Annotated in this window: 9 protein-coding genes and 2 pseudogenes; 1 reads left to right on the top strand and 10 read right to left on the bottom strand. The window is 68.4% G+C overall.

The window, feature by feature from the left end:
- Nucleotides 1-15: 15 nt before the first annotated feature.
- From J5V16_RS19905 to J5V16_RS19885, 5 genes are all read right to left on the bottom strand, one after another.
- Nucleotides 16-1,578 carry a pectate lyase family protein gene (locus tag J5V16_RS19905; protein ID WP_208498732.1) on the bottom strand — a complete coding sequence of 521 codons (1,563 nt, stop codon included), beginning with the start codon at nucleotides 1,576-1,578 and terminating at the stop codon, nucleotides 16-18.
- Between the two features lie 196 nt (nucleotides 1,579-1,774).
- Nucleotides 1,775-2,464, bottom strand: a complete 690-nt coding sequence (locus J5V16_RS19900) for an aspartate/glutamate racemase family protein (protein ID WP_208498731.1) — start codon at nucleotides 2,462-2,464, stop codon at nucleotides 1,775-1,777.
- Nucleotides 2,465-2,495: 31 nt separating this feature from the next.
- On the bottom strand, nucleotides 2,496-3,692 hold the full coding sequence (locus tag J5V16_RS19895) for an alpha/beta hydrolase (RefSeq protein WP_208498730.1): 1,197 nt from the start codon (nucleotides 3,690-3,692) through the stop codon (nucleotides 2,496-2,498).
- A 154-nt stretch (nucleotides 3,693-3,846) separates the two neighbouring features.
- Nucleotides 3,847-4,533, bottom strand: coding sequence for a TetR/AcrR family transcriptional regulator (locus J5V16_RS19890; RefSeq protein ID WP_208498729.1), 687 nt, complete (start codon nucleotides 4,531-4,533; stop codon nucleotides 3,847-3,849).
- Between the two features lie 39 nt (nucleotides 4,534-4,572).
- Nucleotides 4,573-4,929, bottom strand: coding sequence for a MerR family transcriptional regulator (locus J5V16_RS19885; protein ID WP_243901488.1), 357 nt, complete (start codon nucleotides 4,927-4,929; stop codon nucleotides 4,573-4,575).
- A 75-nt stretch (nucleotides 4,930-5,004) separates the two neighbouring features.
- Between J5V16_RS19885 and J5V16_RS19880 the strand changes: the two genes are divergently transcribed.
- Nucleotides 5,005-5,730: an SDR family oxidoreductase gene (locus J5V16_RS19880; RefSeq protein WP_208498728.1), complete on the top strand. Its 726-nt coding sequence runs from the start codon at nucleotides 5,005-5,007 to the stop codon at nucleotides 5,728-5,730.
- Nucleotides 5,731-5,736: 6 nt separating this feature from the next.
- Here J5V16_RS19880 and J5V16_RS19875 read toward each other — a convergent pair whose 3' ends face one another.
- The 5 genes and pseudogenes from J5V16_RS19875 to J5V16_RS19860 form a co-directional block, all read right to left on the bottom strand.
- Entirely contained in the window at nucleotides 5,737-6,963 is a 1,227-nt protein-coding gene (locus J5V16_RS19875) for a PP2C family protein-serine/threonine phosphatase (protein WP_208498727.1), read from the bottom strand.
- Nucleotides 6,964-7,172: 209 nt separating this feature from the next.
- Nucleotides 7,173-8,105, bottom strand: a complete 933-nt coding sequence (locus tag J5V16_RS19870; RefSeq protein WP_208498726.1) for a hypothetical protein — start codon at nucleotides 8,103-8,105, stop codon at nucleotides 7,173-7,175.
- A 137-nt stretch (nucleotides 8,106-8,242) separates the two neighbouring features.
- Nucleotides 8,243-8,791 (bottom strand): annotated as a pseudogene (locus tag J5V16_RS25895) (RICIN domain-containing protein); the annotation flags it as partial.
- A gap of 132 nt (nucleotides 8,792-8,923) precedes the next feature.
- Nucleotides 8,924-11,131: pseudogene (locus tag J5V16_RS19865) on the bottom strand (beta-xylosidase family glycoside hydrolase); the annotation flags it as partial.
- A gap of 508 nt (nucleotides 11,132-11,639) precedes the next feature.
- Nucleotides 11,640-12,693, bottom strand: a 1,054-nt coding sequence (locus J5V16_RS19860; protein WP_208498724.1) for a non-reducing end alpha-L-arabinofuranosidase family hydrolase, incomplete at its 5' end; no start/stop codon positions are given.

Genomic DNA, 12,693 nt, shown 5'->3' with positions numbered 1-12,693 from the left:
CGCGGGGCGACGCGACTAGGCGTAGACCTCGAATTCGGCGACTCTTGGCGTGCCGCTCGCGCTCGTGACCACGAAGTTGATCTTCGTCGTGGCGACCGCGGTGAAGGAGATCACCCCCGCGCCGGTCCCGGAGGCGAGCACCGCGCCGGTGTCGTTGTTCACGACCTGCCAGTCGTCGATGTTGCCTTCAGCGCCCGCGGCTTCGCGGATGTGCACCGTGTCGACCGTCTTCGCGCTCGTCCACTTCACCGAGACGCGCCCGGTCGTGCCGCTCGGCGACCAGTAGGTGCTCATCGAGCCGTCGATGACGTTGCCGTAGCTGGTCCCGCTGGCCTTGCTGGAGCCGTCGGCGCCGGCCCCGAGACTGAGGTTGGTCCCTCCCGGAGGGATGGACGTGCCGGGGTCAGTCGGGCCGGTGGTCGGCGTGGTCGGGTTCTGCGACGGCGTCTGCGAAGGGCTCTGCGAGGGCGTCTGCGCGTTGCAGCTGCCGTCCGAGACCTGGTTGCCCTTGTTCGCGCCCGCCGTCTTCGCCACGACACTAGGGACGCACGAGGCGTTGTCGAGCTGGTAGCTGTACGGGACGCTGATCGTGGTGGTCGACGGCATGCTCGGCCCGGCCGGGTAGTTGTCGGTGCCGGTGGCCGACCAGGTCACGTTGTCGAGGATGTTCCCGCTGGTCTGCCAGGTGCCGCGCTCGCTGGTGTAGAAGGTGCCGAGGACGTCCTTGGAGTCCTCGAAGTAGTTGTTGTCCACTTTGGCCTTGCCGCCGGCGCGGGAGTTGATGCCCGACTCGACGATCCCTGAGTAGTGGTTGTTGTAGATGTGCGCGGTACCGCCGCGCAGCAGCGGCACCCGCGAGTTCAGGTTCTGGTACAGGTTGTGGTGGTAGGTGATGAAGCTGTTCGTCAGGTCGGTCTCGCTGGAGCCCACCAGGCCGCCGCGCTCGGAGTTGCGCAGGATGCTGTACGAGAGCGTCACGTACTTGGTGTCGTTCTTCATGTCGAACAGGCCGTCGTAGCCCTCGGCCTCCCCGCCGGAGGCTTCGAGGGTGGTGTGGTCGACCCAGACGTTGCGCACGCCCGACTCCATGCCGATCGCGTCGCCGCCGTTGGAGGTGGGCGAGCCGGACTTCTTGACGTTCTTGACCGTGACGTTCTGGATGATGATGTTGCTGGACTCGCGGATGTGGATGCCGATCTGGTCGAAGACGGCACCGGCGCCCACGCCCACGATCGTCACGTTGCTGACGCCCTTGAGGTCGATCAGCGTATTGCCGACGTCGCAGCTGGTGCCCGAGACGTCCGCGGTGTTGCCGTGGTTGATGGTGCCCTCGACCTGGATGATGATCGGCGTGCTCGTGCTGGCGCGGTTGCACAGGGCCTGGTTGATCTGCGTGCCGGTGGTGGCCCTGACGGTGGCGCCGCCGGCGCCGCCGGTCGTGCCGCCGTTCTGGGTCGCGTACCCGGTGACGCCGCCGGTTGCCGCGGTGGCGTGGGTGATCGACAGTACGACCCCCGCGGCGACCACGGCCGCGGTGGCCAGCACCGCGGCGAGTCTACGTGCGACTGTTCGTCTCATCTGGGAGCTCTCCCTCATTGAGTAGAGATCGAAATATTTCAATGAGTTTAAGGAAAGGGCTTTCCCGTGGTCAATACCTCGAATGCAACCGATTGCAGAAACTTTTCGCATTAGCGCGCTCCAGTCTCGACACGCCGGATCGGCCGGCACCGCACGAGCGGGAGCACCGATCGGCGCGGCCGTCAGCGAGCCGGGCTCAAGCCAGGGCGAGGTCGACGAGGCGCTCGGCGTGGATGCGGGTCGAGTCGAAGACCGGCACGGTCGTGTCGGTCTCGTCGACCAGCAGCGTGATCTCGGTGCAGCCGTAGATCATGCCCCCGCAGCCGCTTGCGGCCAGGTCGGCCATGATGCGGCGGTAGGCGTCTCGGGACGCGTCGGTCACCACGCCGAGCGTCAGTTCGCCGTAGATGACCTCGTGGACGACCGCGCGGTCCTTGGCCGGTGGCACGGCGACCTCGATCCCGTGGCGCGCCATGCGTTCGGCGTAGAAGCCCATCTCCATGGTGAACCTGGTGGCGAGCAGGCCGACCCGGTCGATCCCGGCCGCCCGGATGCGGTCCGCGGTCGCGTCGACCAAGTGGACGAACGGCACCGCGACCGCCGCCTCGATCCGGTCCGCCACCCGGTGCATCGTGTTGGTGCACAAGCCGATGAAGTCGGCACCGCCGCGCTCGAGCACCGCCGCCGCCTCGGCGAGGACCTTCCCCGCGCCGTCCCAGTCCCCCGCCCGCTGCATCGCCTCGATCTCGCCGAAGTCGACCGTCGCCATCAGGCTGCGGGCGTTGTGCTGCCCGCCGAGGCGGGCCCTGACGTCCTCGTTGATGAGCCGGTAGTACTCGGCGGAGGACTCCCAGGACATCCCGCCGATCAACCCGATGGTGCGCATCGACCCATTGTGCCGTGCGGGTGCCCCAGGGTCAGTGCGCATGTTCGGCAAGGAAGTCGACGACCGCCGGCCGCAGCGCCTGCGAGGCCCACGAACCCCACTGGCCGGTGAAGCCGTGGTGCGCCCAGGGCAGGTCGAGCGTCGCGACGGGCACGCCCGCCCGCTCGAGGGAGGCGGCCAGCGCCTCGCCCTGCTCCAGCGGCACGAGCCGGTCGGCGCCGCCCTGGACGATCATGGTCGGCGGCAGGCCGGGGCGGGCGTAGGTGAGGGGCGAGGCGGCCTCGTACCGGCTCGGCTCTTCGGCGAGTCCGGCGCCGAGGAACTCGGTGAGGTAGCCGCGGGCGCTGTCGGGCATGTCGGAGTCGGTTTCGAGGGAGGCGAGGTCGGTGGGGGCGAACCAGCTCATGACGGACGCGACGGGTGCCTCGTCGACGGCGCAGGAGGGGGCGAGCGCGGGGTCGCCGACGGTGTAAGCGGCCATCATGGACAGATGCCCGCCCGCGGAGTCACCCGCGATGGACACGTTTCCGGCGTCGGCGCCGTACTCGGAGGCGTTCGCGCGGACCCAGCCGAGGGCGCATTTGACGTCGCCGACGGCGTCCTCCCAGCGGGGTGTGGGGGCGAGGCGGTAGTCGATGGAGAAGACCGCGTAGCCCTGGTCGCTGAGCCACTGCTGCCAAGGGGCGCTTTCGCTCCGGGAGCCGCCGGACCAGCCGCCGCCGTGGACGTAGACGACGGCGGGGGCGGGTTCGGCGGTCTCGGGCAGGTAGACGTCGACTTTGAGGTCGTGGCCGTCGATCGAGGCGTAGGTGTCGGTCGCGTCCGGCTGGGGTGCGGGAGCGGCGGCGAAGTATGCGCTCCAGTTCACGTCGGTCTCGCGAGCGGTTGCGGCCCAGGGGGTCGCGATCATGCCGAGGGCGGCGAGGCCGGCGATGCCCGCGACCGTTGCGAGCCTCCGTCGGCGCCGGGCGAGGACCGCGGCGGCGGCAAGGATCGCGGTGAAGGCGAGGAGGAGCCCGGTCGTCCAGGGCACGAGCATCGCGATGACGCTGGCGGTGTCTTCGAGCGGCCCCAGCGGCAGCGGCGCGCCGAAGAAGGCGATTGCCATGAGCAGCACCAGGACCGCGACGGTCCAGGCGCTCGCGCGCAGTAGTCCGCGCAGGATCCGGGCGGGCCGTCCTGCTTTGCGTGCCGCGCGGGGCGTTTCGGGGGTGGCGGTGTCGGTCATGATCGCTCCTCAGTCTTCGCTGCGCACACTGTGCGCGTCATGCGAACACTGTACTCATACGGATGCGGCGCTGGCAAGCCCCCCTCGCGGTTTCCTTGTGGGGCAACAGGGAAGGGCGGCGCCGTCGGCACCGCCCTCATCGTGTCTTCCCTGGTCAGCCCTGTCGCAAACGGGTTTCGAGCCCGTCCAGGATCAGCGCGAGACCGAACGCGAACCCGTCCTCGCGGAACGCGGCCGGGTCGACGTACTCCCGCGCGGCGGGCGTCTCGTTCAGATGCGCTTGCGAGGCTTGCAGATCACCGACGAGCTCCTGCTCGGTCCGCCCGCTGCGGGCGACCAGCGCGAGCCAGGCCGTCTCACTCGTCACCGTGCCGACCACATAGGACGTCACAGCGGCCATCGCCTGCTGCGCCTCCAGGTCACGCAGCCCCGCCGCCAGGAACAGCGCCTGCATCCGCTCCGACACCGCCGCCAGGTTCGGCCCCAGGTACGCGAGACCGACCTGCCCGAGCACACCGGCGACCCACGGGTGCCGCAGCGCCATCGCCCGCAGGCTCCCGGCCGCGGCCGCGACCCCCTCGCGCCACGGCTCCTCGGCGCCCGGCACCGCGACCTCGCCGTACACCTCGTCGACGACCAGCTCAATGAGCTCGTCCTTGTTCGCCACATGCCGGTACATCGAGGTCGCGCCCGCGTCGAGCCGCTTTCCCAGGGAGCGCATGCTCAACGCGCCCAGGCCTTCTGCGTCCAGCAGCTCCAATGCCGCGGTGACGATCCGGTCCCGGCTCAGACCAGGCGCCTTCGCCTCGCGCACCCACACCGACGGAATCGCCTCACTCATGCGCCACACCCTAGCGCACACCGTGCGCAACGCTGCGGCTCAGCGGACGGGCGGCTCGTCGATGAACGCGAGCACGGCCGCGAACCGGTCCCTGACCGCCGCCGCGGCCTGGTACTCGGCCTCGATGCGGGCGTGCTCGGCGTGGAGGACCGCGCGCTGCTCGGGCGTGACCTCGTCGACGCTGTTGCAGCGGCGGAGTTTGGCGATCGCCCTACTGGGCAGGCCCGTCGCGAGGAGCGCGCGGATCCAGTGCACCTGCGCCACCGCGTCGTCGGTGTAGACGCGCTGCCCGCTCGCGGTGCGTTCGGGATGCAGGAGGCCCTGCTCCTCGTAGTACCTGAGGGCGCGCACGGTCGCGCCGGTCGCTTCGGCCAGTTCCCCGATGCGCATCCGCATCCTCTCCATCGTTGTTGTGGCTTCGGCCACGGCTCCTTGCCTCTGACGCTGGCGTGAGGTCTTAGCGTCGACCGCATGGACATCAAAGGATCGATCGCAATCGTCACCGGCGCCAACCGCGGCATGGGCCGCCATTTCGCGCGGCAACTCCTAGAACGCGGCGCGGCCAAGGTCTATGCCGGGGTCCGGCGCGTCGAGGGGGTCGATATTCCCGGTGTGGAGGTCGTGCCGCTCGACATCACCGACCGCGCTTCGGTCGCGGCGGCCGCGGCGGTCGCTTCCGACGCGACGCTGGTGGTCAACAATGCGGGGATCGCGACGTTCGCGAACCTGGTCTCCGGCTCGGAGGACGCGATCCGCAGCGAGATGGAGACGAACTACTTCGGGACGCTGAACATGGTGCGCGCCTTCGCGCCCGTGCTCGGCTCGAACGGCGGCGGCGCGATGCTGAACATCCTGTCGGTGCTCTCGTGGCGTTCGGCGGGTCTCGGCCACGCGTATTCGGCGGCGAAGGCGGCGTCGTGGAGTCTCACGAACGGGGCGCGGCTCGAGCTGGCCGCGCAGGGGACGCAGGTGACCGGGCTGCATGTGGGCGGGGTCGACACGGACATGCTCAAGGACATTCCGGCGGTGAAGGCCGACCCTGCGGACGTGGTCCGCGCCGGGCTGGACGGTATCGAGTCGGGCGCGCTGGAGGTCCTGGCCGACCAGGTGTCGAAGGACTTCAAGGCGATCCTGAACGCCGATCCGGGCGTGACCTATCCCGAGCTCGCGGCGCCTGCGGGACGTCGACGCGATTAGCAGCGGTCAGAGCCCGACGACGATGAGGGCGATGTCGTCGCGGGCGAGGCCGCTGCCCACGCCGAGTTCGGACATCAGCGCGTCGGCGAGGAGTTCCGGGTCGCGGGTGCGGTGGCGTCGCAGCGTCGCGATGAGGCGGTCGAGCCCGACGTCGATGTCCTCGCCGCGGCGCTCGATCAGCCCGTCGGTGTAGAGCACGAGCGTGTCGCCGGGGAGGTAGGGGTGCCCGGCCTGCGAGCAGGGGACGTGCTGGGGGCGGGCGCCGAGCGGCGGGTCGAGGACCTGGTTCAGGAGTTCGCATTCGCCGTCGGCGTGCAGCAGGACGGGTGGCGGGTGCCCCTCGTTGCTGTAGGTGATCAGCCGGCTGTCGGGGTCCACGAGCGCGTTGATGGAGGTGGTGTTCATGGCGCCTTCGATCGAGCGGGCGAACAGGCCGAGGACCTCCAGGGCGTGGGCGGGCCGCTCCAAGGTGCGGACGGCGGCGTTGAGCACGCTGCGGAGCATGCCCATGACGGCGGCTGCCTCGAGTCCGTGGCCGACGACGTCGCCGATCGTCACCGCGAAGCGTCCGCCTTTCAGGTCGATCAGGTCGTACCAGTCGCCCGAGACGGCCAGGGAGTCGTCGGCGGGCAGGTAGCGGACCGCGACGTCGTCGTGGTGCTCGAAATCCGGCGTCATGAGCATGGTCCGCTGCAGGGTGACCGTCATTTCGTGCTCGCGCATGTGGGCCAGCCGCAGTTCCTGGTTGAGGTGGTTCAGCTCGAGGGCGCGGGCGTACAGCTCGGTCTCCTCCGCGGCCCGCTCGATCGAGGGCCCGTTGTCTGCGGCGATCGTCTTGATGAACGGGGTGACGTCCTCCACCCGGATGACGATCCATTTGACCTCGCGGTCCGGGCCGAGGATCGGCGTGTTGACCGGCAGCCACCAGCGCTCTTCGAACACGCCGGGCCGGCCGAGGGGGATGTCGTACTGCTGGAGCGCCATCGTGTCCGGTTCGCGCGACTGGAGGACCCTGGCGAGCGAGGCCCGCAGCTGCGCCATCCCGTCGGTCTGCGCGTCGGCGCGGTTCTCGGGGAAGGCGTCGAAGATGTTCCGCCCGAGCAGGTCGTCGCGGGTGCGGCCGGCGGCTTTGAGGTAGGCCCGGTTGACCTCGACGATCACCAGGTCCGGGCCGAGCACGGCGCACGGGCTCGGCGTCGCCTCGAAGAGCGCGGCGTAGTCCAGGTCGGTCACTGCCGACCGATGCTGCACCCCACGCGTCCTGTCCACGAGCTTTCGACCCCCAGGGGTTACGCTACCTCCCCTCACCTGCGGATACACCCTTGATCGCAGTTGAAACCCGACGCCGGCCGCAATCGGCCCCTGATGACGGTGTCGCAGACGACGATCGGCCCCGCCGAACTCGGCGGGGCCGATCAATCGCTCGCGTCTCGACGCAGACGTCAGCGGGCGTTGTAGGCGCCGATGATGTCCCAGGCCAGGTCTTCCCACTGGGCATAGGCGTCCGGGAACGCCGAGACCTGAACGGTCTGCGCGGCCGTGGTGACGGGCATGTCCTGCCAGCCGTCGACGTTCTTGAGCGAGTCGTAGAACTTGGAGGCCGAGGTCTTCGGGTCCATGAGCTCCTTGACGCTGCCCCAGCCCGAGGAGGGACGCTGCTGGAAGAGGCCCACCGAGTCGTGGTCAGCGCCTTCGGCCTGGTACTCGTAGTCGTAGGACTCCGCGACGTTGACATTCGCGTAGTTCCGGAACTTGGACTCCTGCATGGCGGTCGCCAACGCGATCGCCCAGGCCTTCTGGTCGAGGCCCTCGTCCTCGCCGGCCTCGATGATGGCGGCGGCGTTGGCCATCTGGAGCTTGCTGATCCCGCCGACGGGCTTGGGCTCGGCCGCTTCCTTCGCCGCCGCGGCCGCCGCCGCACGCTGGTCTTCTGCGATCGATTCGGCGGCCGCCGACGCGGACTCCTCGGAGAGCGCGGCCTCGGCTGCCGCGACGCCGGTCTGCGCCTGGACGGCGGCTTCGGTGTCCAGGTTGCCGATGGCCATAGCGGTGCCGCTGGTGGAACCGACGAAGATCGCGGTGGCCGCGCCCATGACGGTCACCCGCATGCCGAATCGGTCGACGACCTTGGCGACCAGCCGTTCGGCTCGCTCGATGGCGGGCGCCGCGGTCTCGCGGAGCCGTCCAACGAGTGACGCCGCAGCGGGAGTCACTTTGTCCCGGAGGAGCCCGAAGACGGTCGCAATGACCGCTACCGTCCGGGCTGCCCAGATGGAGGACCGCTGACGCAGGCCGCTGGCCTGCGAGATGGTCCGCTTACGGATGGAGAGGGCGACGCCCTGGACGAGGCCAGGTGCGCCTGCATTCGTGTGCAACCCGCTTAAGGGAGGCGGGTTACAAGCTTCTCGACCACAACCTGCCACTACCAGGCAAGACGCCTATCAGGAGCGAGAGGCTGAGAGGCCCGAAAAGCCCCGGACCCGGGCCGGCGGAGTCCGTGCCGCTCAGGTCAGCGGACGAGTTGCCATTGCTGGTTGGCCCCGCCCCAGTCGCTGTACTGCACGACGATGGCGCCGGCGTTGGTCGCCGCGTTCTGGACCTCGACCGCCTTGTTGCTGTTGCGGTTGATCAAGCGCATGTAGCCGCCGCCGGAGTCGACCAGCCGGAACTGCTGGTTGGCCCCGCCGTGGTCGGTCCACTGGCAGATGCCGGCACCGTCGGCGGTCGACCAGCCGGACACGTCGAGCACCTTGCCCGAGTGCCGCGCCTTGATCTTGTAGTAGCCGCCGCCGGCATCCACGAACTGGAACTGCTGGTTCTGGGCGTTCGTGCGGGTCCACTGATGGAGCCGGGCTCCGTCTGCAGTGGACACGCCGCTGACGTCCAGGGCCTTGCCACTGTTGCGGTTCACCAGCACGTACCAGGCTGTGGGGTCCGGCCCCTTCAACGTTCCGAGGCGGGCGAGCGCATAGCTGAGCGCTCGCTCGGGGGCATCGATCTGGTTCTGCGTGCCGACCACACCTGCCGCCACTGTTCGCGCCTCGGCGAGCGCGTCGAGCATCGCCGCCCACGCTTCGGGGGGATAGTCCCCCGAGCCCAGTGATTCGGCGTACGCGATCGCTGCCTCCAGGTCGCCCTTGTCGAGCGGCTGGTTCTGCGATGTCAGGGTGTCGCTCAGCAGGAAGTGGTCGAAGTCGACGTGGCCGCCGGTCTGCTGGGTCGCGTAGTTGAACAGTGCGACCCGGTGTCCCATGAAGTGGATCGATCCGCCGAACTCGAGCGGTCCGACGGTGTTGCCGAGCTGGGTCCAATCGATCCCGTCCAGACTGCAATAGAAGGTCGTGAAGAGCTGCCCCTCGCTCCGGGTGAAGTCCAGATCCGCCTTGAGGTGCACCTCCGTGGCATCCCCGAGTTCCGCAGTGGCTCCAGGCAGAAAACTCTCGATCGCCGCTTGGTCGACCGGCGCAGTGAAGGGCCGGCCGCGATGGACGACCCCCACCGTGTTCTCCCCGTTCACGCGCTGGACCGCGACATACGAGAAGTCTTGGCCGAATGCAGCTAGTCCGGCGACGTCGCCGTCGTTCATGCCCGAGAAGTCAAGCTTCGTCTCGGCCGACTGCCGAGGTCCGAAGGAGCGCTGCGAGAGCGTGTTGCGCGCTTCTTCCAGCCAGGTGAGCTCGCCACCGGAGTCGCGGTGCGTGTACGCACCGGTCACGACCTTGCCGGCCGTCAACCGCAACCACCCCTCGCGGTCGGTGAGCGACCAGTACCGGTTGTCGGGCGTGTGGTTCCACTCCCAGGCCAGATCGAGGTTCGACCCGTTCGGGGCGATCTCATCGGGATGCGGCAGCTCGACGGCGTCAGCCCTCCCGATGAGTGACACGTCGTCGACCTTGTAGTCCATGAGGTGCGTGTCGGGGTCGGTCGACGGATTGCTCACCCAGGGAGTCTCGATAAAGATGCGCACGTCGGAGAGCGCCTGGGATGCAGGAATCGTGAACGACCCGGACACCTTGCCCCAGGTCCCGCGGGGGACCACCGTCTGGGGCGTGAGGTTGGCGTAGGTCGTGCTGCCGCCGCCGTACCGGGCGGTGATGATGAACGGCTTGGTCGCCGGGCTTGCGGGGTTCTCGTATTTGACCCAAGCCGAGATGTCGTACGTGACGCCGTGCTGCACCTTGCCGGTGACGTCTTGCGCCGGCCCTGATCCCGTGGCGCTCCTCCCGGTGACCGCGATAGCCGTCGAGCCGCTGTGCGCGTCCGTCGTCGTCGAGAGCGTCGCACCGTCGTTGGCGATCCAGCCCTCGGTGTTGCCGGACTCGACGCCGGGATTGCCGAAGAGTTCGACCCCGACCAGTTCCTCATCGATGTCGGGCGGTGTCGGCAGCGTCCACTGCTCGTCCTGGTAGGCGCGGTGCGGTGCATCGTTGTCGAAGTCGTCGGACACGACGATGCTCTTGAGCCGCTCGAAGCGCTCCTGCTCCGGGGTGAGCCTGATCGGCTTCTCGAAGGCGCCGTCGACCGGCACGACGCCGTTGTCGCCGAAGGTCGGCCACCCGTCGCTCCAGGTCGCCGGGATCAGCGCAGGGATGCGACCCACCGGATACGAGTCGCGGAAGAAGAAGCCGTACCAGTCGTCGTCGCCCGCTTCATTCGAGATGGGCACCAGGCTGCCTTGCGCGAATCCGTTCGAGGCCAGCGCTCCATAGGACTCGTAAGCCACTGGGGTGTCCGCGAGGCGTCCGAGCAGTTCGGTCGAGCGGAACATGACGACCTGTCGACCGTTGCTGCGCCAGGTGATCATCACCACGTAGTAATAGCCGTCGATAAACCACACTTGGGCGCCCTCGAAGATCCCATCGCTGCCGACGTACGGCTCGCTTGCGTAGTCGCTGCGCCGGATGAAGTCAGCGAAATCCTGCTCGACCGCTGTCAGCGTCGGGTTGAGCCGCACCGCGCTGACGCCACCGTAGATGATGTACGGCGTTCCGCCGTTGGCGTCGTCGAAGAAGAGCGATGGGTCGTGGAAGCCGCGACCGAACGCAGTCTTCGTCCACGCTCCGTTCTCGATGTCGTCGGTGCGGTAGAGGAAGGCGCCGCCGAGGTTCAGCGAATTGATGAGCACGTAGAAGGTGCCTTCGTGGAAGCGGATCGACGACGCCCACTGCCCCTGCCCGTAGGAGTTCGAGCCGTTGCGCAAGGACGCGGCATCACTGATGTCGAGGCGGTCGAACGCGTAGCTCACGATCTCCCAGTTGACGAGGTCGTACGACTTCATGATCGGTGCGCCCGGGCTGAGATGCATCGTCGTGCTGACCATGTAGTAGATGTCGCGCCTCTCATCGTTCTGCGAGGCGGGGACGCGCTCGACACTGACATCCGGCACGTCGGAGTTCAGCATGGGAACCGTGTAGGAGCCGTCGCCGGTGTCCGTCGTCGTATACGACGAATCGGGATTCCATGCTTCCCCGGCCTGGGCGGCGCCGGTCGACCCGGACACGTCGACACGCATCTGCTGGGCTTGGGCGGCTGCGGTGAACGGGTCGAGTGCGGTCGCGGCGGCGGTACCGGCGAACACGCCGGCGCCGCCGATGAGCATCCGCCTGCGGCTCTTCGGGATTTCCATCCAGGCCATGCTGGTCTCCTTAGTCGAGGTTCGCTCCCCAGACCTTGCTGATGCGTCGGGTCATGGAGATGCGGGTTCATTGCTAGGGGTGGGGCGGACCGACTGGCTGCTGCGCCGCGGTCCGATCCCGGATCGGTCAGTCGACGGAGGCCGCCGCGAGCGCGGCCATGCCTCGGGTCCAGCGGGACAGGTGGCCGTAGTGATCAGATCCGGGCGGGCTCGGTTCTCGCACCGAGCCCGCCCGCTACCTCAGGAACACCCGAGCCGGACCTGCGTAGGGCCGCTAACGTTGCAGGGTCAGCAGACCCGGCCGATAGGGCAGCGTGCCGTACTCCCCACCGTCAGTGCTGGGGTCGCGCCCCTGGTAGAGGAACTGCAGGTTGCAGGGGTCGATGGTCTTGGTCTGGTCGGGGTTGGTGCGAACCAGATCGCCGTGACTGATGTCCCGGGTCCAGGTCGCGCCGCTGTTGGCACTCCCGGCGAAGGGGCTGTTCACGGTCTCGGCCCCGGCCTGCGGGGTCCACGTGCCGTCGAGACTGGTGGCCGTGAACGAGCGGAAGTAGCGACCGAACCCTGTGTAGTTCTGGGCCTCGACGATCATGAGGTACTGGTTCTGCCCCTGGACCTTGTAGACCTCGACCGCCTCGAACAGGTTGAGCGCCGTGTCGCGCATGATCTCCGTGTACGACGAACCAAAGCTGCCCGGGAAGTTCCCGAGGGGCATACTGGCCCGGTAGACACTGCCTTCGCCGTCGACGAAGAACATGTGCATATTCGTGTCGTCGCCGATGAGGGTCACGTCGTACCCGCCCCGGGGTCTCCCGTCGTCCGTGGGGGGAAGGGACGCGGTGAACAGCTCCTGCTGCGTGGACCAGCCGTTGAGGTTGGTGGGGTCGCTCGAGGTGCGGTAGGAGAAGGTGCCTTGCCCGCCCCCGTTGTAGGCGAGCACCCAGATGTTCTTCGGGGCGAAGTAGAACAGCGTCGGTGCGATGGCACCGAAGGGCATCGTGTTCTGCGTGGCGTTGGCCATGTCGGACCAGTTCGTGAAGGGGCTGAAGGACATCAGACCCCAGTTGCCGTCAGGATAGGGCAACGCGCCGTGCGTCGTGGCGTAGACGACCTTCTGGCCGTTGTGGACGACGGCGGTGAAGTCCTTGAGCGATGCCCACCCCGCCTTCGGTTGCGCCAGGGGGCCGGTCGATGTCCAGCGGTACGTCGACGGAAGGCCGCAGGCGGCGCCGCCGCCGTCGACGCGGACGAGCTGCCACTGCTGGTTGGCCCCGCCCCAATCGCTGAACTGCACAACGGCCGCGCCGTCGTTGGTCGCCGCGTTCTGG

The sequence above is a fragment of the Glycomyces niveus genome (genome assembly GCF_017592475.1).
In the GTDB taxonomy this organism is placed as follows: Bacteria; Actinomycetota; Actinomycetes; order Mycobacteriales; family Micromonosporaceae; genus Glycomyces; species Glycomyces niveus.
The sequence above is the reverse complement of the archived record's forward strand: the minus strand, read 5'-3'. Positions and strand labels throughout refer to the sequence as shown.